At 69.4% G+C, this 24,414-nt stretch carries 25 protein-coding genes; 14 read left to right on the top strand and 11 right to left on the bottom strand.

What is annotated here, in order from left to right; genetic code table 11:
- Positions 1 to 16: 16 nt before the first annotated feature.
- Together HPO96_RS15775 and HPO96_RS15770 are read left to right on the top strand one after the other, a co-directional pair.
- A complete protein-coding gene (locus HPO96_RS15775; RefSeq protein ID WP_202885977.1) occupies positions 17 to 1,228 on the top strand; it encodes an MFS transporter in 1,212 nt (403 codons plus the stop codon).
- 13 nt (positions 1,229 to 1,241) lie between these two features.
- Positions 1,242 to 1,922, top strand: a complete 681-nt coding sequence (locus HPO96_RS15770) for a dienelactone hydrolase family protein (RefSeq protein WP_171674195.1) — start codon at positions 1,242 to 1,244, stop codon at positions 1,920 to 1,922.
- On the opposite strand, the gene HPO96_RS15765 is transcribed toward HPO96_RS15770, so the two are convergent.
- On the bottom strand, positions 1,919 to 2,854 hold the full coding sequence (locus HPO96_RS15765) for an AraC family transcriptional regulator (protein WP_171674194.1): 936 nt from the start codon (positions 2,852 to 2,854) through the stop codon (positions 1,919 to 1,921). The genes HPO96_RS15770 and HPO96_RS15765 overlap by 4 nt on opposite strands.
- Positions 2,855 to 2,945: 91 nt before the next feature.
- Between HPO96_RS15765 and HPO96_RS15760 the strand changes: the two genes are divergently transcribed.
- Together HPO96_RS15760 and HPO96_RS15755 are read left to right on the top strand one after the other, a co-directional pair.
- The gene (locus HPO96_RS15760; RefSeq protein WP_171674193.1) at positions 2,946 to 3,791 is read left to right on the top strand and encodes an NAD(P)H-binding protein; all 846 of its coding nucleotides are present in this window, start codon (positions 2,946 to 2,948) and stop codon (positions 3,789 to 3,791) included.
- Between the two features lie 65 nt (positions 3,792 to 3,856).
- Complete coding sequence (locus HPO96_RS15755; RefSeq protein ID WP_171674192.1) at positions 3,857 to 4,993, top strand: cytochrome P450; 1,137 nt, start codon at positions 3,857 to 3,859, stop codon at positions 4,991 to 4,993.
- Here HPO96_RS15755 and HPO96_RS15750 read toward each other — a convergent pair.
- On the bottom strand, positions 4,951 to 5,436 hold the full coding sequence (locus HPO96_RS15750; RefSeq protein ID WP_171674191.1) for a helix-turn-helix domain-containing protein: 486 nt from the start codon (positions 5,434 to 5,436) through the stop codon (positions 4,951 to 4,953). The genes HPO96_RS15755 and HPO96_RS15750 overlap by 43 nt on opposite strands.
- A gap of 49 nt (positions 5,437 to 5,485) precedes the next feature.
- On the opposite strand from HPO96_RS15750, the gene HPO96_RS15745 reads away from it, so the two are divergent.
- Positions 5,486 to 6,835 carry an MFS transporter gene (locus HPO96_RS15745; RefSeq protein WP_171674190.1) on the top strand — a complete coding sequence of 450 codons (1,350 nt, stop codon included), beginning with the start codon at positions 5,486 to 5,488 and terminating at the stop codon, positions 6,833 to 6,835.
- On the opposite strand, the gene HPO96_RS15740 is transcribed toward HPO96_RS15745, so the two are convergent.
- A complete protein-coding gene (locus HPO96_RS15740; protein ID WP_171674189.1) occupies positions 6,826 to 7,986 on the bottom strand; it encodes a zinc metalloprotease in 1,161 nt (386 codons plus the stop codon). The two genes, HPO96_RS15745 and HPO96_RS15740, sit on opposite strands and share 10 nt — an antisense overlap.
- Positions 7,987 to 8,131: 145 nt before the next feature.
- Here HPO96_RS15740 and HPO96_RS15735 point away from each other — a divergent pair, with 145 nt between their 5' ends.
- Entirely contained in the window at positions 8,132 to 9,097 is a 966-nt protein-coding gene (locus HPO96_RS15735; protein WP_171674188.1) for a helix-turn-helix transcriptional regulator, read from the top strand.
- Positions 9,094 to 9,678, top strand: coding sequence for a YdeI/OmpD-associated family protein (locus tag HPO96_RS15730; protein WP_171674187.1), 585 nt, complete (start codon positions 9,094 to 9,096; stop codon positions 9,676 to 9,678). Before HPO96_RS15735 ends, HPO96_RS15730 begins: the two co-directional genes overlap by 4 nt.
- Here the strand turns inward: HPO96_RS15730 and HPO96_RS15725 are convergent.
- The 4 genes from HPO96_RS15725 to HPO96_RS15710 all read right to left on the bottom strand — a co-directional run bounded on the left by HPO96_RS15725 (position 9,675) and on the right by HPO96_RS15710 (position 12,699).
- Positions 9,675 to 10,004: a cupin domain-containing protein gene (locus HPO96_RS15725; RefSeq protein WP_171674186.1), complete on the bottom strand. Its 330-nt coding sequence runs from the start codon at positions 10,002 to 10,004 to the stop codon at positions 9,675 to 9,677. The genes HPO96_RS15730 and HPO96_RS15725 overlap by 4 nt on opposite strands.
- Before the next feature lie 36 nt (positions 10,005 to 10,040).
- A complete protein-coding gene (locus HPO96_RS15720) occupies positions 10,041 to 10,850 on the bottom strand; it encodes a phytanoyl-CoA dioxygenase family protein (protein ID WP_171674185.1) in 810 nt (269 codons plus the stop codon).
- 46 nt (positions 10,851 to 10,896) lie between these two features.
- The gene (locus tag HPO96_RS15715) at positions 10,897 to 11,793 is read right to left on the bottom strand and encodes a UbiA prenyltransferase family protein (protein WP_171674184.1); all 897 of its coding nucleotides are present in this window, start codon (positions 11,791 to 11,793) and stop codon (positions 10,897 to 10,899) included.
- A gap of 66 nt (positions 11,794 to 11,859) precedes the next feature.
- The gene (locus HPO96_RS15710; protein ID WP_171674183.1) at positions 11,860 to 12,699 is read right to left on the bottom strand and encodes a virginiamycin B lyase family protein; all 840 of its coding nucleotides are present in this window, start codon (positions 12,697 to 12,699) and stop codon (positions 11,860 to 11,862) included.
- A gap of 45 nt (positions 12,700 to 12,744) precedes the next feature.
- On the opposite strand from HPO96_RS15710, the gene HPO96_RS15705 reads away from it, so the two are divergent.
- Together HPO96_RS15705 and HPO96_RS15700 are read left to right on the top strand one after the other, a co-directional pair.
- On the top strand, positions 12,745 to 13,326 hold the full coding sequence (locus HPO96_RS15705; RefSeq protein ID WP_171674182.1) for a TetR/AcrR family transcriptional regulator: 582 nt from the start codon (positions 12,745 to 12,747) through the stop codon (positions 13,324 to 13,326).
- A gap of 20 nt (positions 13,327 to 13,346) precedes the next feature.
- Positions 13,347 to 14,111 (top strand): glucose 1-dehydrogenase, encoded by a 765-nt coding sequence (locus HPO96_RS15700; RefSeq protein WP_171674181.1) that lies wholly within the window; start codon positions 13,347 to 13,349, stop codon positions 14,109 to 14,111.
- On the opposite strand, the gene HPO96_RS15695 is transcribed toward HPO96_RS15700, so the two are convergent.
- Positions 14,108 to 15,520, bottom strand: coding sequence for an LCP family protein (locus HPO96_RS15695; RefSeq protein ID WP_337796650.1), 1,413 nt, complete (start codon positions 15,518 to 15,520; stop codon positions 14,108 to 14,110). The genes HPO96_RS15700 and HPO96_RS15695 overlap by 4 nt on opposite strands.
- A gap of 125 nt (positions 15,521 to 15,645) precedes the next feature.
- Between HPO96_RS15695 and HPO96_RS15690 the strand changes: the two genes are divergently transcribed.
- Positions 15,646 to 16,122, top strand: coding sequence for a GNAT family N-acetyltransferase (locus tag HPO96_RS15690; protein WP_171674179.1), 477 nt, complete (start codon positions 15,646 to 15,648; stop codon positions 16,120 to 16,122).
- Between the two features lie 24 nt (positions 16,123 to 16,146).
- On the opposite strand, the gene HPO96_RS15685 is transcribed toward HPO96_RS15690, so the two are convergent.
- On the bottom strand, positions 16,147 to 17,445 hold the full coding sequence (locus HPO96_RS15685; protein WP_171674178.1) for a protein-arginine deiminase family protein: 1,299 nt from the start codon (positions 17,443 to 17,445) through the stop codon (positions 16,147 to 16,149).
- Positions 17,446 to 17,574: 129 nt separating this feature from the next.
- Here HPO96_RS15685 and HPO96_RS15680 point away from each other — a divergent pair, with 129 nt between their 5' ends.
- Complete coding sequence (locus tag HPO96_RS15680; RefSeq protein WP_238355138.1) at positions 17,575 to 18,405, top strand: DUF3152 domain-containing protein; 831 nt, start codon at positions 17,575 to 17,577, stop codon at positions 18,403 to 18,405.
- Here HPO96_RS15680 and HPO96_RS15675 read toward each other — a convergent pair.
- Positions 18,402 to 18,974, bottom strand: a complete 573-nt coding sequence (locus HPO96_RS15675) for a MarR family transcriptional regulator (RefSeq protein WP_171674177.1) — start codon at positions 18,972 to 18,974, stop codon at positions 18,402 to 18,404. The two genes, HPO96_RS15680 and HPO96_RS15675, sit on opposite strands and share 4 nt — an antisense overlap.
- Before the next feature lie 298 nt (positions 18,975 to 19,272).
- On the opposite strand from HPO96_RS15675, the gene HPO96_RS15670 reads away from it, so the two are divergent.
- The 3 genes from HPO96_RS15670 to HPO96_RS15660 all read left to right on the top strand — a co-directional run bounded on the left by HPO96_RS15670 (position 19,273) and on the right by HPO96_RS15660 (position 22,175).
- Positions 19,273 to 19,503, top strand: a complete 231-nt coding sequence (locus HPO96_RS15670) for a hypothetical protein (protein WP_171674176.1) — start codon at positions 19,273 to 19,275, stop codon at positions 19,501 to 19,503.
- Positions 19,504 to 19,857: 354 nt separating this feature from the next.
- Positions 19,858 to 21,606, top strand: coding sequence for a histidinol-phosphatase (locus HPO96_RS15665; protein ID WP_171674175.1), 1,749 nt, complete (start codon positions 19,858 to 19,860; stop codon positions 21,604 to 21,606).
- Positions 21,567 to 22,175, top strand: coding sequence for a hypothetical protein (locus HPO96_RS15660; RefSeq protein ID WP_337796649.1), 609 nt, complete (start codon positions 21,567 to 21,569; stop codon positions 22,173 to 22,175). Before HPO96_RS15665 ends, HPO96_RS15660 begins: the two co-directional genes overlap by 40 nt.
- Here the strand turns inward: HPO96_RS15660 and HPO96_RS15655 are convergent.
- Positions 22,169 to 24,409, bottom strand: coding sequence for a HelD family protein (locus HPO96_RS15655; RefSeq protein WP_171674174.1), 2,241 nt, complete (start codon positions 24,407 to 24,409; stop codon positions 22,169 to 22,171). The genes HPO96_RS15660 and HPO96_RS15655 overlap by 7 nt on opposite strands.
- Between the last annotated feature and the right edge of the window lie 5 nt (positions 24,410 to 24,414).

Genomic DNA, 24,414 nt, shown 5'->3' with positions numbered 1-24,414 from the left:
GACCACCATGGTTGATATGTCCACCTTGACGCAGTCCCGCCCAACGATGACCCGGGTGCGGTTCGCGCACGCACCCGGTTTCTGGATGATCGCCGCGGCCTTCCTGACCACGATGGCGTTCTCGACCGTGCCGACCCCGCTGTACGCGATCTACCAGCGCCGGGACGGGTTCCCGACCTACGTCATCACGATCATCTTCGCCGCGTACGCCGTCGGCGTGATGGTCAGCCTCTACCTGGCCGGTCATGTCAGCGACTGGCTCGGCCGCCGTCGGGTCGCGTTGCTCGCCGTCCTCGCCGAGGCGGTCGCGGCAGCGATCTTCCTGATCTGGCCGGCCGTCCCAGGTCTGCTGGTCGCGCGCTTCATCTCCGGTGTCGGCGTCGGCGTCCTGACCGCGACGGCGACCGCGCATCTGTCCGAGCTGCGGCAGATCGCGCGACCGGGTGAGGACCCGAGTCGCTCCGCGCTCATCTCCAGCATGGTCAACCTCGGCGGGCTCGCGTTCGGCCCGTTGGTCGGTGGGTTGCTGGCGCAGTACGTGTCCGGTCCGCTCGAGCGCCCGTACGAGATCTTCCTGATCCTGTTGCTGCTCAGCGCGCTGGGGATCGCGCTGGTTCCGGAGACGGTCGAGCGGCTGGAGGAGCGTCCGGCGTACCGGCCGCAGCGGGTCGCGCTACCGGCGGCCGCGAAGCCGCTCTTCTTCGCCACCGCGATCGGCGCCTTCTCCGCCTTCGCGATCTTCGGCCTGTTCACCTCGCTCGCGCCGACCTTCCTGGCCGGCGTCCTGCACCACCCGTCGCGAGCGCTGGCCGGCGTGGTCGCCTTCGTGGTCTTCATCGCGGGCGCCGTCAGCCAGGTCGTCTTCGTCCGAATGGCCCGGCGCAACCAGCTCCGCCTCGGTCTGGTCCTGATGTCGGCCGGCCTGATCGGGATCGCGGTCGGCGGGCTGCTGCCGAGTCTCGCGCTGTTCGTCGCCGGTGGCGTGATCGCCGGCGCCGGTGTCGGCCTGGTCTTCCGCGGCGCCGTTGCGACCGCGGCCTCGCTCGCCGAGCCGGCGTCCCGCGGCGAGGTACTGGCGGCACTCTTCCTGATCGCGTACGCCGGTCTCGCCCTCCCGGTGCTCGCCATCGGACTGGGCATCGCCCTGCTCCCGGCCGCGACCGCGCTGGTCGTGTTCTCCGCGCTGATCTTGATCCTGGTCAATGTCGCCGTACCTCGGATGCTGTAACTACGATGCGCGCATGGGTGTGACGGTGACGGTCGGGGCGCAGGACGCCTATCTCGCGCGAGTCGGCCGGACGGGCATGCTCCTGCTGCCGATGATCACCGGTATCGGCGAGCAGATCCGCGACTGGGCGGACGAGCTCGCCGCCGCCGGGATCACTGCCCTGGTCTGGGATCCCTTTCACGGCAAGAACACCGACAACACCCCGCGCGAGGAGATGTTCCCGCTCGCGAGCCAGCTGGACGACGACGAGGCGCTCGCCGATCAGCAGGCGCTCGTCGACCACCTCTTCGACGAGCTCGGCTGCACCAAGGTCGGCGTCATCGGCTGGTGCCTCGGCGGCCGCTTCGCCCTCCTGCTCGGCGCTCGCGACCACCGGCTGGCCAACGTGATCGCCTACCACCCGACCATCCCCTCCGACCTGCCGCCGCACCACACCTACGACGCCATCGGCGACGCGGCCGCGATCACCGCACCGGTCCTGGTCAGCTACCCCAGCGCCGACACCCTGGTCACGAACGCCGACTTCGAGGCCCTTCAGACGGTCCTCCAGTCCCGCGCGACCGGCGCGACCTTCACCCAGTACTTCCCCGGCGCCGAACACGGCTTCTCCGACCGCATGCGACACGGCAACGAGGTCAACGCCAACGCCTTCAAGCTGGCCTGGCCGCAAACCCTCGCCTTCATCAAGAGCTAAGCGACCTGGCGGCGGTGCGCGCTCGGCGTCGTCCCGCGCACCCGCTTGAAGGCAACGCTCAGCGCGAAGGCATTCGCGTAACCGACCCGGCGGGCGATGGTCTCGACGGTGTCCTGCGTGCTGCGGAGCTGGTCGGCCGCGAGCGTGATCCGCCAACCGGTCAGGTAGCTCATCGGAGCCTCGCCGACGACCGCGGTGAAGCGCCGCGCCAGCCCGGCGCGCGACACCCCGACCCGATCGGCCAACTCGGGCACGCTCCAGGGGTACGCCGGATCCGCGTGCAACAGCCGAAGCGCCGCACCGGCAACCGGGTCGGTCTGCGCCTGGTACCAGCCGGGAGCATGCGACTCGGGCCGCGCGAACCACGCGCGCAGCGTGGTGATCAGCGCGAGGTCGAGCCAGCGGTCCAGCACACTCTGCTGCCCGGGCGACTCGCGCCGGATCTCGTCGAAGATCATCTCCATCACCGGCCCGGCCACCTCGGCCGCCGGCACCACCAGCACCGGCGGGAGTGCGGTGACGAGCCGCCGGCTGACATCGCCCGCGACCGTATAGGTGCCGCTGGCAATCATCACGTCACCGGTGACCTTCAGGCCGAAGGTCCGCGGCCCCAGCCGTTCACTGTAGTCAATAGGTGCCCCAGGCAACGGTTCGCAGACGTTCCCCGGATTGATCCGGAGCTGCGGCGCGGTGCTCAGCTCGTCACCGACGACGTACGGCGTGCTCCCGGTGAAGATCGCGACGTCGCCCTCCGCCATCCGGAGCGGCTCGACCCCGGCCCGGCTGATCCACGCGCCGCCGCAGACCATGGTCGCGATCGCCAGCGGCGCCTCGTCGCGGATCTCCAGCGCCCAGGGCGTGTTCAGGATGCCGAGGTTGAAAACGCCGTCCACCGCGCGCGTCCCGGCCAGCAGGTCGTCGAGTACGTCCATCCTCAGAGCGTACGCCGATCTGAGCGTTTCGAACATCGAATTGCGCTGAACAGCCATGGTCTGACTCACACTATCGCGATGAACTTGAGCCATGACGAACTCACCGATTCTGATCCTGGGCGGTAAGGGCAAGACCGGCCGCCGCGTCGCGACCCAGCTCGAGGCCCGTAACGTCCCCTTCCGACTGGCCTCGCGCTCCAGCGCGCAGCGCTTCGACTGGTACGACGAGAGCACGTGGTCACCGACCATCGCGGACGCCGAGACGGCGTACCTCGCACCGCCGGTCGGCCCGACCGGGCTCGCACAGGCCGGCCGCTTCATCAAGCAGGCCGCCGCCGAAGGACTGCGCCGCGTCGTACTGCTCTCCGGCCGCGGCGTCGGCAGCCCCGGCCGCGACTTCGCCGTCTATCAAGGGCAACTCGACCTCGAACACGCCGTCCAGGAAAGCGGCGCGGCCTGGACGATCATTCAGCCGGCCTGGTTCGCCCAGAACTTCAGCGAGGACTTCCTCCGGTACGACGTCCTGGCCGGCGAGCTCCGGTTGTCGGCCGGCGCCGGCGCGGAGGCCTGGATCGACACCGACGACATCGGTGACGTGATGACCGCCGTGTTGCTGAGCGAGGCCTACACCGGCCAGAGCTACGCGCTGTCCGGCCCGCGCACGCTGACGATGACCGAGGTCGCCGCCGAGCTGAGCGCCGCGACCGGCCGCTCGATCGGATACGTCGACCTCGACCCCGAGCAGCATGTCGCCGAGCTCGTCGAGCAGGGCCAGACCCAGGAGGACGCCGAGTCGGTCCGCGACCTGTTCGCGGTGATCCGCAACCACCGCTCGGAGTACGTGTCGGACGGCGTCCAGCAGATCCTCGGCCGGGCGCCGCGCGACTTCACCGACTGGGCGCGCGCGACCGCGCAGACCGGGATCTGGGCAGCTTGACCGTCCGTGACCGATCGGACACGGAAGATGATGCGAGCCGGTGGCGAGGGTGTTTTGATCGATGGATGAGCATCCGCCGAACGGTCACACCCACCGGGGATCCTGCCTGGCTCGTCTCCGACTACCGCACGGTTAAGAAGCTCCTCCCGGATCCGCGCCTCGTCCGCACGCACCCCGACCCCACGGTCGCGCCGCGGTACTCCGAATCGGTGGTCTTCGGCCCGCCGGCGCCCGAGACGCCGACGTCCGGTGCGGACCACAAGCGGATGCGGAAGCTGCTCGGGCCTTGGTTCGGCGCGCGGCAGCTCGAAGAGTTCCGGCCGCGGGTCGAGGAGCTGGTGACCGCCGTCCTCGACGACCTCGCGGTTCGGGACCGGCCGACCGATTTCCACGAGGTGGTGTCGTTTCCGCTGCCTGCGTTGGTGATCTGCGAGCTGCTGGGCGTTCCGCCGGCTGATCGGGAGCGCTTCCGCGGTTGGTCCGAGGACACCGCGGACATGGTCGATCCGGGTCGCTCGATCGCTGGGTACGCGGCGCTCGCGGAGTACATCGGCGAGTTGCTGGTTCAGCGGCTGGAGCATCCGACCGACGACCTGCTGTCCAGTCTGGCCGCGGCGCACCAGGAGGATCCGGAGGGGTTCCCCCTGGCGGCCGCCGCGCAACTGGGCGGCGGCGTCCTGTTCGCCGGGCACGAGACCACGGTGACCGCGATCGACACCGGCATCCTGCAGTTCTCGCTGCACCCCGAGCAGCAGCAGGCGTTGCGGATCGATCCGTCCCTCGTCCCGGCCGCGGTCGAGGAGATTCTGCGCTCCTCGATGCCGCTCCCCGGAAACACCGCCCGGGACGACGAGGCCTTCGGCCTGCCCCGCTGGGCGAATGCGGAGATCGAGCTGCCCGACGCGACGATCGCGGCCGGTGATCTCGTCGTCCTGCAACTTCTGGAGGCGAACGACGACCCGGTCGTGGTCGGCGCCCAGCGCGGGTTCCTCAGCACTCGGCAGCCGAACCCGCACGTCGCCTTCGGCCACGGCCCGTACTTCTGCATCGGCGCGCCCCTTGCCCGGCTGGAGCTGCAGGTCCTGTTCAGCCAGCTGTACCGGCGCTTCCCACATCTGGAGGTCGCAGTCCCGCCGGAGGCGCTGCGGGCGCGGCCGAATCAGTTCACCGGCGGGATCGAGGCCTTGCCGGTCACCTGGTAGGCCTGGCGGGCGGCCGACAGTAGGTCGGGGGTGTCGAAGAACCGCCAATGGGTGTTGGCGCGCAGGTCGTCGGTGAGGAACTGGCATTCGGTCGATTCGGCGTGCCGGCAGGTCGCGAAGTGCAGCAGGTAGGCCCGGGCCGCGGTCAGCTCGGCGATCTGGCGTTCGAGCTGCTCGATCCGGCTGTCGACGACGTGCCGGCGTTCGATCGCGCTGGAGTCGTCGGCGGTGATCAGCGCGATCTCGTCGAGGGCCATCAACCCGGTCGAGCGACACAGCTGGGCCATCCCGAGCTGCCGGAGCTCACGCTCGCCGTACCGGCGTTTGCCGTCGGGACCGACCGGCGGGGTGACGACGCCCTGTTTCTCCCACCAGCGGACGGTCGACACCGGTAATCCGTACAACGCGGCGGCGGCGCCGATCCCGACGTAGTCGTTGGCCATGTCGCCCAGTATTGACATGAAGGCGACTTCACCTCAAAGGCTCTGCAGCATGACTCTGACCGCGAGCCCGCCCGGTATCTCCCGCGCGGCGCTGACCGCTGCCTTCTTCGGCACCTTCCTGGCCATCCTGGACACCGCCATCGTGAACGTCGGGCTGGCCGCGATGCAGCAGTCCTTGTCGGCGTCCTTCACGCAGTTGCAGTGGATCGTCGACGGGTTCGCGCTCAGCCTGGCCGCGCTGCTGCTGACCGGCGGTCTGCTCGGTGACCGGTTCGGCCGCAAGCGGGTCTACCTGGGCGGGGTCGCGCTGTTCCTGGCGAGCTCGCTGCTGTGCGCAGTCGCGCCGACCATCGACGTCCTGATCGCGGGCCGGGTCGTGCAGGGGATCGCGGCCGCGATCATGATGCCGGTCGCGCTGGCGATCGTCGGCCGGTCGACGACGGACCGCGCCGTCCGCGCGCGCCGGTTCGGGATCTACGGCGTCGTGGTCAGCTTCGGTTTCGTGTCCGGGCCGCTGCTCGGCGGACTGCTGGTCGACACGCTCGGCTGGCGGAGTCTGTTCCTGGTCAATCTGCCGATCGGCGCGCTGATTCTGATCCTCGGCGTCCGCGGGCTGACCGAGAGCGCCGACCCTGAACACGCGCATCTCGACGTCCCGGGGCAGACCTTCGCGGCCCTGTTCCTGGGCGCGTTGGTCTTCGCGACGATCGAGTACCGCGAGTACGGGTGGCACTCGGCCACGACCTGGCTCGTCAGCGTGCTCTGCCTGGCCGCGCTGATCGGGCTGATCCTGATCGAACGACGGAGCCGGCAACCGATGTTGCCGGTGGCACTCTTCCGCGACCCGCGCTTCACCGTGACCATCCTCGGCGCGGCCGCGCTCGGCTTCGCCGCGGGCGGCTCGATGTACTTGCTGTCCTTGTATCTCCAAGGCGAGCGCGGCAACAGCGCGACCGCGACCGGGCTGCTGATGCTCCCGCTGACGGTCGCCGCCGGCGTCGGCTCCTACCTGGCCGGCCGACTGACCGCCGCGTACGCCGCCTGGGTGCCGATGTCGATCGGATTCACCAGCCTCGGGATCGGCCTGCTCGGGATGCTCACCGCGGACGCCGGTACGTCGTACGCGCTGATCGCCATCTGCTTCGTGCTGAACGGCCTCGGCCAAGGTCTCAGCATCACCCCGGCCAGTGCGGCCGTCCTGGAGATCGCCCCGCTCGAACGGGCCGGAATCGCGTCGGCGACGGTCAGCTCGGCACGCGGCGGCGGGACGGCCGTCGGCATCGCCGTACTCGGTGCGCTCACCGTGCACGGTCTGCTGTCCGGGCTGCTCGTTGCCGGCGTGACGATCCTGGCCGCCGCCGTACTACTCGTTCTGTTCGTAGGGCGAGCTCAGCGCTGAAGCTCGGCCCACTCGCTATGGGTCATCTCGCGCAGCTCGGCCGCCGGAGTCCGCTTCTGGACATTGGCGCCCTGGCCGACGGCGCCGCCGCCGAACACGATGTTGGCCCAGTTGTTCTGGGTGGTCAGCGTGTTGTTGACGTTGTCGTCGTTGATGTCGGCCGCGGTCACGTCGGTGGCGTCGCCGTCGCAGTTCCAGTCGATCGGGCCGCTGGCCGCGCCCGTCGTCGTCCGGGAGCTGCCGTCCGGGCACTTCCAGCTGGTCTTGAACGCGGACGCCGAGGAGCCCAGACCGTTCGCCTCGGTCAGGCTGGTCTCGTTCAGGGCCGGCGGGGCGACGTTCGAGAAGCTGAAGGAGAGCGTGCCATCGGCCTTCGGCAGGCCGCCGAGCTGGAAGAAGTAGTTCATCACGCTCAGGTAGTTCGGCTTGTAGTTCACGTGGTCCGAGCCGCCGTGGCTGAGGCCGAGGTTGTGGCCGAGCTCGTGGATGAACGTGCCGACGTTGATGTTGTCGGTCGCGTTCCAGCACTTCGGGCCGACCGTGACGATGAACGTGTCGTTCGGGATGTTGAAGGCCTGGCCGCTACTGCAGCCGCCGTCGTAGCTGTCGGCCCAGAGCATGTAGTAGAAGACTGCCTTCCGCGCCGGGGCGAAGTTGGCGTTCTTGATCGCGGTGGTCTGCGACCCCGACGGATTCAAGTCGTTGTCATAGGCAACCAGGTTGCCGCCGCCGAGGTCGTACGCCGCGCCGCGCGCCGACCCGGCGTCCAGATGGATCTTGATCCCGGTCGTCCCGTCCGGGTTGCTCACCGGGGCCTGCGCGAAGACCTGGACGATCCGATCCAGCGCAGCCGTCGTCGCGAGCCGGCCCTCCATGTAGTCCATCTCGACGAACAGGTCCTTCTTCCGCGGATCCGCGCCCATCGCCGGCAGGTTGACATCGATGACACCGTCGCCGTTCGCGTCGTACCCGTTGGTCTCCCAACTGTCCGGCAGCGAGTCGCCATCGGTATCCGTGGCCAGCACCGCCTGCGACACAACCGGGGCGGTGGCTGTGTCGACAGACGGTACGGCGGCCATCGCACTGGTCGCGGCAAGACCAACAGCGGCCAACGAGCCAACCATGGTCAACAGAGCAGGGCGACGCCTCATCAGATCTCCTAGGGGGGCGGTGGGTGATCTGCCCGGTACCGTAAGTGACAACGATCGCCATCGCGAGGCCGAGCAGTGCCATGTCACAGAGGAGCCAGCGAAGTAGCGGTCAGAAGGTGGCCGCTATCGGTGGGAAACTTGGGGTATGTCCGAAACTTCGGCTCGGTTGCTTTCGCTGCTTTCGCTGTTGCAGGCCCGTCGGGATTGGCCTGGGTCGCTGTTGGCCGAGCGGCTCGAGGTGAGTGCGCGGACGGTGCGGCGGGATGTCGATCGGTTGCGCGATCTGGGGTATCCGGTGCGGGCGATCAAGGGGCCGGACGGCGGGTATCGGCTGGATGCCGGGGCCGAGCTGCCGCCGTTGTTGTTCGACGACGATCAGGCGATCGCGGTCGCGGTGGCGCTGCAGACCGCGACGACGACGGTGGCCGGGATCGAGGAGGGCGCGTTGCGGGCGCTGGCGACCGTGCGGCAGGTGATGCCGGCGCGGTTGCGGCAGCGGGTGGACGCGCTGCAGGTGACGACGATCGATCGGTACGCGGCTCGGCGTACGACGGTGAACTCGGATCAGCTGATCGCGATCGGGATGGCCGTCCGGGCGAACGAAGTACTGCGGTTCGACTACGCGACCCCCGGGGCGCCCGAGGGGGAGTGGCTGCCGCCGCGGAAGGTGGAGCCGCATCACCTGGTGACCTGGGGCGGCCGGTGGTACCTGATCGCCTGGGACCTCGATCGGCAGGACTGGCGGACGTTCCGGGTCGACCGGATGACGCCGAAGACGCCGACCGGGCCGCGGTTCACGCCGCGTGAGTTGCCCGCGCCGGACGTCGCGGCGTACGTCGCCAAACAGTTCAAGTCCACCGAGCAGTACCCGTTCCGCGGGGAGGCGATCCTGCAGACGCCGGCGTCCGATGTCGCGCCGTGGGCCGGGCGGGACACCGTGGTCGAGGAGGTCTCGCCGACCAGTTGCCGGGTGATCATGTCGGCCTGGTCGTGGATCGGGCTGGCCGCGACGTTCGGTATGTACGAGTGCGACCTCGAGCTGATCGGCCCGCCCGAGCTGATCGAGGCCGCCCGGCAGCTCGCGAACCGTTACCAGGAAGGAATTTCATGACCGCCGAACTGATCGTCGCGGATCATGCGGCGTGGCATGAGTGGCTCGGTGCGAACCATGGCAGCAGCGACGGCGTCTGGCTGGTGATCGCGAAGAAGAACGTGACTACGCCGACCAGTCTCGCGATCACCGACGCCCTCGACGAAGCGCTCTGCCACGGCTGGATCGACGGCCAGCGCAAGACCCGCGACGAGTACACCTTCCTGCAGCGCTACACCCCGCGCCGCGCCCGCAGCCTGTGGTCGCAGCGCAATGTCGGCCTGATCGCCCGCCTCGAAAGCGAGGGCCGGATGCTCCCGGCCGGCCGCGCCGAGGTCGAGCGGGCCAAGGCCGACGGCCGCTGGGACAAGGCGTACGCCGGTCCCGCGACCATCGAAGTCCCGGCGGAGCTGGCGGCCGCGCTGGCCGCCGCACCGCGGGCCCAGGCGATGTTCGACATCCTCACCAGCGCCAACCGGTTTGCCGTCATCCATCGCGTCAACGACGCCAAACGCGAAGCGACCCGTGCCAAACGGATCGCCTTGTACGTCGACCAGCTCAGCCGCGGCGAGACCATCTATCCGCAGAAACGCACCCTCTAGTCGACGAGATCCAGCGCCGCTTCCTGCCCGTCCGTCAGCGGGAAGTACGCCAGGAAGGACACGCCCTCCGGCCCGGCGTCGAACCGGATCCGCTCGTCGGCCGGCTCGTAGAAGAGATCGCCCGGCCCCAGGACGATCTCCGGCTCGTCGCGCAGCTGATAGAACGCCGACCCCGTCTCGATACTCCCGAACACCGGCCCGTTGTGGGTGTGCCAACCGACGGCGGCGTCCGGGACGATCGAGATCCGGCGCACCTCCATCCGGCGGACCGGCAGGTCCCGGGGTAGCACCTGATCCAACACGACCTCACGCACGATCTGCTCCATGGCAGCATCGTACATACCAATAGGTACAGACGTCGATCAGTACAGGATCGGGTTCAGTGGCGACGAGATCAGCTCACCCGGCTGGTTCCCGGGCAGCCAGCTGGCCAGGTCGTTCTCCTGGAAGCTGTTCAGCGGCGGCGCGATCTCCATCGTCGCGTCGACGTAGATGATCGTCATCACCCGGCGCGGGATCGGTGTGGTGTTGGCCGGCGCGTGGTGGAAGGTCCAGCCGAGGTGGTAGCTGACCTCGCCGAGCTCGTACGGCTCGGAGACCTCGGGGAAGTCCTGCTCGCGCAGCGCCTGCTGCAGCACGCGCTCGGACTCGTCGCTGATCGGCAGGTCGCGGCCGTGCTCGAAGACATGACTGCCGGCCGCGAAGGACAGCGGGCCCATCTCCATCGGGGTGTCCTGCAGCGGGATCCAGACCGTGACGCAGCGATCGGTCGTGAACGGCCAGTAGTACTGATCCGCGTGCCACGGCGTCACACCGCCGCCGGCCTCCTTGTACAGCGCCTGGTCGTGGTAGAGCCGGACGGACTGGACGCCGAGCAGCTGCGCGGCCAGCCGGGCCAGCCGCGGTGACGAGACGAACTCGAGGACCTGCTCACTGTCCTGCCACAGGTTCATCACCTGCAGGAACGCCTTGCCGTAGGTGTCGCGCTCGGCCAGCGGGACATGTTGAGTGTTGAGCTCGATCACCTTGCCGGTGATCTCCGGCTCGTACGCCGCGATCGTGGCCGGGCTGAGCACGTTCTTCAGTTTCACGAAACCGTACTCGGTGAAATGCGCCAGATCGGACCGGCTGAGGGTGTAGTCGGCGTCGAGTTCGGAGCGGGTCGCAGTCATGGGACCTTAGGGTCCACAACGGATCCATCGATGTAAAGATCACTGATCAAATTACTCCGGTGTATGTCAGTGCGAACGTGCCACAGGGCAGCAGGAACAGTGACGCCAGCACGATGATCCCGCGGAACGACTGCCGCGGCCCGATCAGCTTTCCGTACGCAATCACCAGCACCGGGACCATCACGACCTCGAGCAACAGCATGCTGCGCGGGATGATCGTGTCCGTCGCGGCCAGGAGCACCGACAACGCGGCCGCCGCGATCCACGCGCCGTACCCGATCCGGTACGTCGTGCGTGCGCCGTACCGGACCGCGATCGTGTGATAGCCGGCGGCGCGGTCCGCGTCGAGGTCGGCCAGCGTGGTCGGCAGGTAGAGGCCGACGGCGGCGAGCGTGCCCTGCAGGCCCATCAGCCAGGGGAAGTCACTCAGATCGGGGTTGATCGCGGCCCAGCCGGCCAGCGGCCCGAAAGCGCCGAGGGCCAGCGCGTTCACCGCGACGTCGAACCCGGCGCGAGTCTTCAGCCGGACCGGCGGAACGCTGTAGGCATAGCCGAGCAGGACGGCGAGCAGCACGCCGAGCGCGAACACGATGCCGACGTGCAGGCTGATCCCGACCGCGGCCACGGCGGCCGCGAAGGCCAACCGCTTGGCGGCCCGCAGGGTGATCCGCCCGTCCAGGAGCGGTGACTTCGCTTTCCGCGGGTTCAGCCGATCGCTCGGCAGATCGTAGGCGTCGTTGACCGCGAGGACTGCGAGCCAGACCAGCGGGCCCATCACGACCGCGCCGACGATCAGCCGCGGCCACTCCTCCAGCGGCGGGATCAGCTGCCGGGTCGCGAGCAGGATGCCGACGTAATACGGAACGATCGAGACGACCCAGAATGCAGGTCGCCCGACCGCGATGACATCGCGAACCCGGCGAGCTGTCGGAAGTCCAGCCATGATGGCCACGACTCCACTGTGCTCCTCGGCGTCCCGATCGCGCCTCCTTCGCAGGCGTGAGTCCCCTCACTCTCCAGCGGGAAGGTGAGCAAGGGAACGGTTCTCGAGCGCGACCCAGACCGATCCGTCGGCGTCGACCGCGAGCCCGTGCGGCTCGGATCCCGCGCCCAGCTCGACCTCCCGCTGGACGACGCCGTCCGCGTCGAGCCGGGCCAGCGAACCCGTGCCCCACAACGTGATCCAGCAACCGCCGTCGGGTAGCGCGACGACCGCGTGCGGTTTCGATCCGGGCGGGAGCGCGAACTCGTCGATCTTCCCGTCGCCGGTGATCCGGCCGGCCTGATCGGCGAGGATCTCGACGAACCAGACACCGGTCGGCCCGGCGCTGATCCCGACCGGGCCGGCGCCTTCGGTCGGTAGCGGGTAGGTGGTGACCACGCCGTCCGTCGTCATCCGGCCGATCGCGTTGCCCTGGTTCAGCGTGAACCACAGCTCGTCGGTCGCGGTGATCATCGCCGGGAATGCGCCGGGGATGCCGATCGGGTACGTCGTCACCGTTCCATCGGCCGCGATTCGCGCGACCTCGTCGGTGCTCATCAGCGTGCACCACAAGGCATTGTCGGGCCCGATGCAGACACCGTACGGCGATCCCGGCACCTCGACTGCCGAAATGTTGCCCTCGGCATCGATTCGGCCGATGCGGTCGTCACCGTTCCGGGTGAATCGGACGCCGCCGTCCGGGTCGGCCACGATCACCATCGGCCGCGCGCCGTCACCGAGCTCGAATCGCCGCCCGTCGACCTGGGCCACCGCGCCCGCGTGCACCAGCGTCGCCCACGCCTTGCCATCGGTGAGTGCGACACCGTACGGCCCTTCGGCCGGGCCGGAGATCTCCAGGGCTTGCATGGCGGGAACTCCTTAATGCGACGAATGTAGTGTTAAGATCGTGACATGAGCGAGGCTGATCGCGCAAGCAGACCGGGTGGCCGAACGGCGCGGGTGCGTGCCGAGGTGTTGGCCGCCGTCGTGGCGGAGCTGGCCGAACACGGATACGACGGGCTGACAATGGACGGCGTCGCCGCGCGTTCCGGCGTCCATCGAACGACTGTCTATCGGCGGTGGAAGAGCGTTGCCGGGTTGCTGGTCGACCTACTCGACTCGGGAGCGACGGACGACTGGGCGCCGGCTGATACCGGCACCCTGGAAGGGGATCTGATTGCGCTCAATCGGGAGGTGTACGAGTCCCTCACGATCGAGCCGTCGATCACCCGGGCCGTGATCGCCGCGTCGTTCCGGACGCCGGAGGCGGGTGCTGCGCTGCGGGAGTTCTGGGCCGATCGCTACCGGCGTTCGGGTGTCGTGGTGCAGCGGGCGATCGATCGGGGTGAGGTGCCGGCGACGACCGACGCGTACGCGGTGTGTGTGGCGGCGACCGCGCCGATCTATCACCAATTGCTGTTGCTACGGCAGCCGATGACCGCGGCCGAATCCGATCGGTACGCCCGAGCCGCTGCCCGACTAGGGTCGAGCTGACGCCTAACGGAAGGACTGCCGTGAGTGGACGTTTGACCGACGAGGTCGTGCTGGTGACCGGGGCCGCGCGGGGGATCGGGCGAGCGGTGGCGGTGAAGGCCGCGGCCGAAGGTGCGGCGGTCGGGCTGATCGACATCCTGGCCGATCAGCTGTCCGAAACCACGGCCGAGCTGCGCGCGACCGGCGTCCGAGTTGCCGCTGCGGTCGGTGACATCACCGCTGAGGAGTCGGTTGCCGAAGCGGTTGCACAGTTGGCGGCGGAGCTCGGCCCGGCCACGGTGCTGGTCAACAACGCCGGGAAGAACGCGTACGCCGACGCAACCCGGATGACCGTCGACGAGTGGGACTCCGTCTTCGACGTCGACCTGAAGGGCGCCTGGCTGATGGCGCGCGCGGTCCTCCCGTCGATGATCGCCGACCGGCACGGCGCGATCGTCAACATCGCGTCCATCCACTCGAACCTGACCACCGCGGGCATGTTCCCGTACGCCGCCGCCAAATCCGGCCTGGTCGGGATGACCCGCTCGCTGGCCCTCGACGTCGGCCCGCACAACATCCGGGTGAACGCGGTCAGCCCCGGCTACATCGGCACCGACCTGCTCGACGAGTTCTTCGACACCTTCCCCGGCGAACGCGACCGGGCGCTCGGCGTCCACCCGCTCGGCCGGATCGGCACCCCCACCGACGTCGCCGAGGTCGTCTGCTTCCTCGCCTCGACCGCGGCCGCCTTCGTCACCGGCGCCAACTGGTCGGTCGACGGCGGCCTCGGCGTCCGCTACGCCTAACCCTCCACCGGGTTGTAGGCGCAGGCCTCGGCCAGGTCGGGGGCGGCGGTGGTCGCCTTGGACGGTTTGCGGGGCGTCGTCGGCGCGGTCTTGCGCGGGGTCGGCGTCGCCTTGACCGGGTTCAAATGGCGCTGGACGAGTTTGCGCATCGCGGCGTAGTCGGGGTTGCGGCCGTTCGGGAAGTTCTTCTGCTTGTCCAGGTCGATGTTGGTGATCTTGCCGTTCTTCACCCGCTGGCCGAGCGTGACGAACGCGCCCAGGATCGACTGCGGGATGTCGGTCCGGATCAGCTGTTCGCCGGCCTTCGCGATGTCGAGGTAGTTGGCCAGCACGTTCTGCGGGGTCGCGCGCTCGACGATCGCCTTCACCGTGCAGCGCTGGCGCGCCTGGCGGGCGATGTCCGCGCCCTTCACCGCGTACCGGCCGCGGGCGAACCACAGCGCGTCGGCGCCGTTCAGGTGCCGGTTCGGCCCGGGCTCGAGCCAGCGGTTCGGCGGGATCTTCTTGTCGTCGTTACCGCCGACCGGGACCCGGTAGTTGATGTTCACGGTGATTCCGCCGAGGGCCTGGACGAGTTGCGCGAACCCGGCCAGGTTCACCTGCACGTAGTAATGCAGTTTGAGGCCGAGCGCCTCGCCGACCGACATCTTCAGGACGTCGGCGCCCGGGTTGTCGGACGGGCCGATCAGCTCGCCGTACTCCGCGGGGATGATCCGGTACATCGCGTCCAGGTAGAAGTTCGGCTGCTCCTTCGGGCCGTCCGGATCCCAGTAGCCGGTCGGGAACCGCCGGTGCAGCGCGGTGCCTTCCGGGAACGGCATCCGCATCCAGTTCCGGGTCAGCGAGATGAGCGACGTCTGGCCGGTCCGGGTGTCGATACTCGCGACCATGATCGAGTCGGTGCGGGTGCCCTGGCGGCCCTCGCCGTCGTCCGCGCCGAGCAGCAGCACGTTCAGTCGCGGCACCTCGGCCCACGGGTCCTTGGTGTTCTTGATCTTCGGCCGGGTCTGGCTCTTTGAGCCCTCGCCGGAGAACACCTTCTCCACCAGGTCGCGCTGTGCCATCAGGGTCTGCGCGCCCAACGCCGTACTCGACGCCAGCCCGAAACAGACCAGCCCGATCACCACCGACCCCGCCAGCCGGGCCCCCGGCCCCGCATGGAGCGGCCGCAACATCTTGTACGACGTGACCAGCACCGTCACCCAGAGCAACGCGATCACCCCGAGGCCGACCACCATCGCGAGCAGCACATCAGGCTGCAACGCCCAGGCGACCACTTGATCCCGCCGCGTCAGCACGACAACCGCCGCCCCGCCGTACAACCCCAAACTGACGAGCAGCACGACGGCCCCCAACCGCCGCCTACCCGCCGCCAAATACCCAACCCCCGGCAGCAGCACCCCCAGCACCGCCACCACCAACGCGCGACCCCCCGACCGCCCCCGAGCCCTGGCCCGCCGCGCCCGCCGCCCACTCCTCGCACCCACGGCCCCTTAGATCCCCCATCCCCGCAAAAAGTTGGCAGGATCTCCCCATGACCGCCCCACACGTACGCCGAGCCACCCAGAACGACGTGGAGGCGCTGGTCCACCTCCGCGGCCTGATGATCGAGGCGATGGGCACCGACCCGGGCGGACCCGACGCGCAATGGCGCAAGAACGCCCGGGGCTGGTACGCCGAGCAACTCGAGCAGCCGGGCAGCTTCGCGGCGTACGTCGTCGACGATCCGACGGCCGGTGTCGTCGCGAACGCCGTCGGTCATGTGAACCAGCACCCGCCGGGTCCGAAGGATCCGACCACCCTGCGTGGGCATCTGTACAACGTCAGCACCGAGCCGGCGTTTCGGCGCCGCGGCCTGGCCCGCCTCTGCGTGGTCGCGCTGGTCGACTGGTTTCGCGACGAGACCGCCGTGGGAGTGGTGGAGCTGAACGCCTCCCCCGACGGCCTCGCGCTCTACGAGCAACTCGGCTTCGTGACCTCGCGCTATCCGGCTTTACGGCTGTACCTCTGACATCACCAGCTCGCGGCAGGCATCTCAGGCTCCTTTCCACCAGGGGGTTGTGCTGTATGTGTCTCGAAGCGCGTTGGTGGCGCAGTGGACTTCGCCGCCGCCGAGGTGCGACCAGAAGAAGTTCTCGACCCAGTGGATGCGGACGCCGTTGCGGGCGAGGGCGCGTTCGGCGGTGTGGCGGAAGAGGTCGCGGCCGTTGAGTTTGGGGCCGTGGGGGTCGGGGGCGGCGAAGTGGCGGTCGGTGAGGGAGAGGCCGTTGACCAGGCCGGGAGTCAGCGCCTTGTACAGCTCGGCGCCGGGGACGCGGTCGAAGAGGACCGGGAGGCGGACCAGCTCGTCGGGGCGGAGGCCGGTCGCCGTGAGCAGGATCTTCAGTTGGTCGTCGATGTGTCGCGCCGCGGTTTCGTTGTCCGCGGCGCCGTTGGCGACGATCTCGTCGACGGTCGGCTTCGACGGTGAGTTGGTGTCCGCGAAGAGCCGCTGACTGCCGCCGCCGCGGCGCTGAACGTCGTGGAGCAGGCGCATCGCGAGTCGCGGATCGGCGACCGCGAGCGTCCAGCCGCGGGCGTTGTCGGCGCGGACGACGTGCGTGGTCTCGTCGGCGTGACCGATCATCAGCCAGGAGACGTCGTACACGATCGGCGGTTGGTAGCCCTGGCTGGTCACCATCGTGATGAACCCCGGGTCCGGACGGCGTTCGCCGGAGCCGTAGACGATCCGGCCGTGCGGGTACCCGGCGTACGGCGGGAGCATCTCGATGTTGCCGCCCATGTTCAGCAGGTCGTCGAGCTGCGGGGAGGCGGCCTTCGCCAGCTCCTGGACGACGCCGACGTCCGGACCGCGCAGATCGCGGTAGAGCAGCCGGCCCGCGGGGCGCGGAGTGGGGACTCCGGCGAAGTCCCAGACGTTGCCGGAGCGGATCGTCATCGTGCCGGTGGCGGCTGCCGAAAGGTTGCGCAGGGCATCGATCTTGAGCGGTGCGAGGTCGGCGGCGTCGCGGGGGCCGTTGATCCGCTCGTCGGCCGCGTCGTGACAGGCCGCGAGCTTGTCGTCGACCGCGCGGCCGGCCTTCTCCAGGTCGGCCGGGTCGACCCGGCAGCGGCGTCCGTCGTCGTCGAGGTTCGGCAGGAAGATCGCGCCGCGGGCCTGGCTCCAGCTGGCGCGGCCGGCGTCGTCGGCCGCGGTCAGGCGGCCGTCGCGGTTCACGTCGGCGGTCAGTTTCGCGCGCGACGGCGTACTCCGGACCGCGTCGGCGGCCGATGCGACCAGGGCAGAGCTCGCGGTGACCAGGGTCGCGGTCGCGAGGGCGGTCGTCCAGCGCATCGTCGGGCGTCTCCTCTTTTTTGATACGAGCGTGTTTTCTCAGCGATCAATTTAGCACACCCGTGCTGAGAAGGGTTTCGGCCGCTGGGGGCAAGAAGAGGCGACTGGACGTCGTGAGGAGAGCAACGGATGCGTCGCTGGAGTGGGGTCAGGATCGTGGGGCTTGCCGCGGTGGCGGTGGTCGGGGTCGGCGTGGTCTATCAGCTGCCGGCCAGCCCGTTCGATCGCGCGGCGAAGCCGGAGCAGCCGGTTGTCGAGCGGACCCAGGAGAGTGAGCGGCCGGTTGCCGCCACGCCGAAGCCGAAGCCGAGTATGGGTGGTGAGCAGGCGTCGAAGGTGCCCGAGCGGCCGGTGCCGGCGATCACCTATCCGAGCCGCGGGACGGTCAAGTTCACCGTGTTACCGGCGGATCCGGAGCGGGAGGTACTCGGTGCCTCCGGCAAGTTGTTCAGGTTCCAGATCGCGATCGAGGGCGGGATCAAGGGGATCGACAACGCGGCGCTGGCGAAGTTCGTGCGGGAGACGTACGGCGCCGTCAACGGCTGGACCGCGGGTGGGAAGTTCCGCTTCCAGCAGGTCGGGCCGGGGGAGGCCAGTGACTTCCGGCTGATGTTCGTCACGCCGGAGACCCGGGACACGTACTGCGGTTATGCGCCGGACCGCTACACGAGCTGCCGGATCGGCGACCGGGTCGTGCTGAACATCGCCCGCTGGGTGCACGGCGTTCCGAACTACGGCGCCCCGCTGCTGACGTACCGGAAGTACATGATCAACCACGAGACCGGGCATCGGCTCGGCTACGCGCATCAGCTGTGCCCGGGCGCCGGGCAGCCCGCGCCGGTCATGCAGCAGCAGACGCTTGGCCTGCACGGCTGCGTGGCGAACCAGTCGCCGTACCGCAACGGCGCGCTCTACCGCGGGCCGCTCGGCAAGTACGACGACTCGATCCCGACCAGCTAGTTCTGCAGCAGGACGTGCGGTAGCGCCGGACTGCCGGGCGAGCTTGCGGACTCCAGGCCGTCGGCCACGGTGTGCAGCAGGCGGATCAGGTGGGCGGCGTCGTCCGGGCCGAGGATGCCGGTGACGACGTCGAGCACGCGGACGGTCAGGCCGTCCAGCTGTGAGAGCCGGGCCTGGCCCAGCGAGGTGACGGCCAGCTCGGCGCCGCCGCGAACCATGCCCGCCGCGACCAGCTCCGCGATCGCGAGCTCGGCCTCGGCGCTCGTCGTCCCGATCTGCTCGGCGACCCCGGCGGCCGTCGCCCGCCCGTTCGAGATGGCGCTCAGCACGAGCGCCGCCGGCATCTTCAGACCGACCGCATCCTGCAGGCCGAGGACGAGTGGATGCGCGTGACCACGGACTCGCTCGACCGCGTCGAGCAGCCGCAGCGCGTCGCCGACGTCTCCGATCAGGTGCTCCGTCTGCACCGCCGCGAGCCCCATGGCCGGCGGCACATCCGCTCCCACGACGCCGTCGGCCACCCGCTCGGGAACCGCCAGCGCCTTCGTATCCGTCTCTTCGATGGTCACGAGATCCAGCGTACGGAGTCCGTCCGACAGCTCGGCGTGTCGTTCCTGAGGAATCGCTGTGAATCCGGGCTCCGAGCGGGCCGGACGGAACAGTCGAAAATGTGCTCGAAGAATCGAGTCCGGCCGGTTCCGAAAAAGTTTGCCCGGCGGCGGACAAATCGAGATCGAGGCGTGACCAAGTGCTCAGGTGCTCCGTTGGATCTGACGTGACGGTGAACACAAACGGCGCATCGTCACCGCGCTCGCCCGCGATTTTTCCTCCGCCGACCACCCCTTGAGAACCACGCCAGGAGGACCAGTGACAACCGCCACCGCCACCCAGACCATCGAGCGCCGTCGCGTGCGGGTCTGGTTCGGTGAGCACGTGATCGCCGACTACAACGCCGAGCCGGCGTTGGCCGAGCGATACGCCCACGCCATGAGCCGCCGTTTCGCCGGGCTCCGGGTCACCAACGACCCGATGCCCAATGTCGACCGGCTCCCCGACCCCCTGCCCGGCGAGCGCATGTGGGACGTAGCACCCCGCTGAAAAGGGGGCTGAGAAAAACTCCCGGCGTCTTTCCGTCTCCGTTTCTCACCAGACAACCCACCCGGACGACGGCCGGCCGAGCACCTCACCTCGACCACGAAAGACACCGGTTTCGGCGGGCAAGTGCGCGTTGGCGTTCTGCTCCGCACTTGCCCGCCGCTTTCTCCCCTGTAATGCGCCTGAGAAGCATTTCCGAAACACCTTCACGTCCGCACCGGACTCCCCAGCCCGGTGCGGACGTTTTGCGTTGCCGCGACGGGGTCGCAGGTACGTCGAACGGTTCACCGAACCAACACCCGGAAGACATCCACGGGGGTGATGATCCGCGAGATTTCCCTTTGTCAGGAGGAAAAGATGGGGCACTCGCACGATCACGGGCACGGGCACGGTCATGGGCATGGGCACGGGCACGGTCACGATCACGACCATCACCACCCGAACACCGAGCTGGACGCGTCGACGCTGGCCGCGCTCGACGAGTCGGTCCCGGACAGCGACCTGTCGCCGACCGAGGTCTCCCGGCGTGCGCTGCTCCGCTCGGCCGGCGTCCTCGGCGGGACGGCGGCGCTCGCGGTGACCGGCGCCCAGGTCGCGGCCGCGCACGCCCCGAAGGACGGCTGGGTCTTCGGCCACGCCAACCGCCCCAACGTCTGGCTGGCCGGTGACCACCACATCCACACCCAGCTCAGCTCGGACGGCCTGTACCGGGTGATCGACCAGGCCCGGCACGCGGCCGCCTTCGGCCTGGACTGGCTGGTCATCACCGACCACGGCGGCGCGACGCACGCCCGGATCGGCGTCGACCTGGTCAACCCGCAGATCAAGGCCGCCCGCGCCGAGCTGCGCGACACGCTGATCTTCCAGGGCCTGGAATGGAACATCCCGGCCGCCGAGCACGGCACGATCTTCGTTGCCCCCGGCAATCGTGAGGTCGAGGTCCTGAAGCAGTTCGAGACCAGCTACGACGGCAGCGTGAAGAATGCCGGCGCCAACACCCCGGTCAACGAGCAGCTCGCGGTCTCCGGCATCCAGTGGCTCGGCCAGCAGGTCGACAAGCGCCGCGTCGCCGACGCGCTGTTCCTGGCCAACCACCCGGCCCGGAACGGGATCGACAGCCCGCACGAGATCCGGAACTGGCGCGACGCCGACCCGCGGATCGCCGTCGGCTTCGAGGGTGCGCCCGGTCACCAGGCGGCCGGCCTGCCGAAGGGGATCGGCGGCGCCTCGGCCCGCGGCTTCTACGGCAACTCCCCGAACGCGAACTCGTTCCCGGCGTACCCGGCCGAGAGCTACCGCACCTGGGGTGGTTTCGACTGGATGACGGCGACCGTCGGCGGCCTCTGGGACAGCCTGCTCGCCGAGGGCAAGCCGTGGTGGATCAGCGCGAACTCCGACTCGCACGTGAACTGGAACGAGACCGCCCGCCGCCCGGACGGCTCCTCCCAGGAGCAGTTCGACCGCGACGGCCGCTACATGGACCCGGTCTACGGCAACCAGCTCAACTCCACCGCCGGCGACTTCTGGCCCGGCTTCTACAGCCGCACCCACGTCGGCTCCGAGCGCCGGGACTACCTGTCGCTGATGGAGGGCCTGCGCAACGGCCGGGTCTGGGTCGACCACGGCATGCTCGTCAAAGGCGTCGAGGTCGAGGTCCGCGAGGTCGGCAAGCGGTACGGCGAACCCCTTGGTGGGGCGCTCGTCGTCCGCAAGGGCCGTCCGGTGGAGCTCGTCGTCCGGGTCACCACGCAGACGATGCCGAACTGGGCGAACTTCGTCCCGGCGCTGAACCGGGTCGACGTCATCCAGGGCAAGGTGACCGGCCCGGTCAAGGATCGCGACACCTTCGCGGCCCCGCAGACCAAGGTCGTCCGGCAGTGGGACACCTCGGGCAAACGCGGCACCTTCGAGCTGGTCCACCCGCTCGGCCGGGTCGAGGAGGCGTCGTACGTACGGGTCCGCGGTACGGACGGGAATCGCAGCCAGCCCGGGTATCACGGCGCGGCGATCGACCCGGCCGGGCCGGCGCTCGACGTCGTCGGCGACGCGGACCCGTGGATCGACCTGTGGTTCTACACGAACCCGATCTGGGTGCTGCCGAAGTGATCGTCGCCGTCGACGCGAACAGCAAGGACACGGCCGCGGCCGACCACTTGCTGTACGAGCTGCTCGCGGCTGTGGACCAGCCGGTCGTCGCCTGCACCCACATGGTGTCCGGCGGCGACCGCCCGCACGTCGCGGTCTCGCTCACCAGCGCGGCCGACCTGGCCGACCCGATCCGCGCGGTGGTCGCGGATCGGGAGGCCGGTCTGGCCGTCACCCGGCCGGGTGCGTCCCAGCCGGAACTGGCCGGGCCGAGCCAGCTCGTCCGGGGCGCGTACGTCGCTGCAGTCGAGGCGGCCTTGGGGACGGCGGGCCGCGTCGTCCGCTGGCCGGGTCACGAGCTGGGCCGCGGCGTCCTGCCGGCGGCCGAGCTGCGTGCCCGGTGCGGGATCGACTATCTGGAAGCTGTCGGCGGGCTGCCGATCACCGACGACAGCCTGGTCGACACACTCGACTTCCTCCGGCCGGTACGCCGGGAGGGCCAGCTGGTCCTGCAGCTCCAGCCGGCCGCCGGCAACGTGCTCATCCCGTTCGAGCTGCAGCACCAACAGAAGTGCTGCGCCGATCACTGAGCCCAGGCTCGGGACTCCCGCAGTACGTCGGGCAGCTCGCCGACCACTCCGAGACGCTGAGTGCAGCGGGTCAGCGCGACGTACAGATCGCGCAGCCCGCGTGGGGACTCGATGACGATCCCGTCCGGATCGACGACCAGGACGGAGTCGAACTCGAGCCCCTTCGCGTCACGGGCGGTCAGCACGGTCACACCGCTCAGCCCGTCGACCGCCTCCTGGATCAGCTCCAGCCGGCTGCGTGAGGTGATGACGCCGACCGCGCCGTACTGCGTCTCCTCGGAAGCCAGCTTGTAGACGTACAAGGCCTGTTCAGCCGCTGGGATATCGGCATGCCACGGCTGGACGCCGGTCGAGCGGACCGAGCGCGGTGTCTTCGCGGTCGGGTCGACCTCCCGGAGTACGTCGTTCGCCAGCTCCATCACCTCGGCCGGGGTGCGGTAGTTCAGCGTCAGCTCGGCCAGCCGCCAACGGTCGCCGAAGGTCTCGCCGAGCGCGCTCGACCAGCTGGTGCCGCCGCCGATCGCGCTGGTCTGCGCAACATCGCCGACGACGGTCATCGAGCGCAGCGGGCAGCGGCGGGCGATCGCCCGCCAGGCCATCGGCGACAGCTCCTGAGCTTCGTCGACGATCACGTGACCGTACGTCCACCGCCGGTCGGCGCCGGCGCGCTCGGCGAGCGTCCGGTCGTCGTCCGCCTCGTAGCGCTCGGCCAGCATCGCCGCGTCGAGGATGTCCTTCGCGGTGAGCATCTCGGAGTCGTCGTCCTCGTCGAAGTCGGTCGAGCCCGAGCCCGACAGCACATCGAGAGCGCCTTGGGCGTAAGCGACTGCGCGGGCTCGGGCGGCTCGCTCGCGAGCGGCCTCGGTGCCGTCGTCGCCGAGCAGCTCGGCGGCTTCGTCGAGCAGGGGGACGTCGGCCGGGCTCCAGTCGGCGCCGTAGCGGAGGAGGTGCTCGCGGTCGAGCTCGGAGAGCTGCGGCGCGGCCTCGGCGAGCCGTCGCTCGTCGCCGTACAGATCTTCGAGGAGTTGTTGCGGGCTGAGCTGCGGCCAGAGCTGATCGAGCAGTGCGTGCACGGTCGGCTCGGCGAGGATCTCCTTACGTAGCTCGGCCAGGTCGTACTCGTCGAGCAGGTTCTCGCCGTCGAGTGGATCGGTGCCGATCAGGTCGGAGTACTGGTTGGTGAGCCAGTCGATCAGCTCGGTGACGAAGAAGGGCCGCGCCTGGTTGTGGGTCAGGTTGCGGCTGCGGGCGCGGTCGCGCGCGGCTTCGACGTACGCCGGGTCGACGGTCAGCGTCGTCCGGTCGACGGTCAGCTCGACGGGCTCGGCCGGCACCCACTGCCGATCGGCGACCGCCTTCGCGATCACCTGGGCCATCACGGCCCGGCCCTTCACCGCGGCGCTCTCCGGCGCCTCGGGCCGGGTCGCGGTCAGACCGGGGTAGAGCTCGGCGATCGTGACCAGGCGGACGCCGTCCTCACCTAGCGACGGGAGCACCTGGCCGATGAATCGCAGGAATGCCGCATTCGGGCCGACGACCAGAATTCCGCGCTTTTCCAGTTGTTCGCGGTGGGTGTAGAGCAGATAAGCCGCGCGGTGCAACGCGATGGCGGTTTTCCCGGTGCCCGGACCGCCCTGGACGACGAGGATCCCGGGCAGCTCGGAGCGGATGATTCGGTCCTGGTCGGCCTGGATGGTCTGGACGATCGACTCCATCCGGCCGGTCCGCCGGGCGTCCAGCGCCTTCAGCAGGACGGCCTCGCCGATCACGCCCGTCCCCGGTTTCGACGGGTCGGCGGCCTCGCGGCCGAGATCGAGCTGCTCGTCCTGGACGTCGATCACGCGGCGCAGCCGGGTCTGGATGTGCCGGCGGCGGACGACGCCCTGGTTCGCCACCGCGGTCGCGATGTAGAACGGCCGCGCGGCAGGGGCGCGCCAGTCGATCAGCAGCGGCTCGTAGTCGGCGTCGTGCAGGCCGAGCCGGCCGATGTGCAGCACCTCGCCGTCGGCGGCGTCCAGGCGGCCGAAGTACAGGCCCTCCTCGGCGCGGTTCAGCCGGGACAGGCGGCTGTCGAGGTTGCGGATCCGGTGGTCGCGCTGGTTCAGGGCCTGCGCGTTCCGGGTGCTGATCAGCAGTTCGTCCGCCGTGCGCTGCTCGGTCTTCGCGCGCTCGGCGTCCAGCGCGGCGTAGAAGGTGCTGAGGTGCGCTTGTTCGGCATCGACCGGATTCGGCAATTCCA

This window comes from Kribbella sandramycini (assembly GCF_013131805.1).
GTDB lineage: Bacteria > Actinomycetota > Actinomycetes > Propionibacteriales > Kribbellaceae > Kribbella > Kribbella sandramycini.
This window is presented reverse-complemented; position numbering and strand designations above follow the sequence as displayed.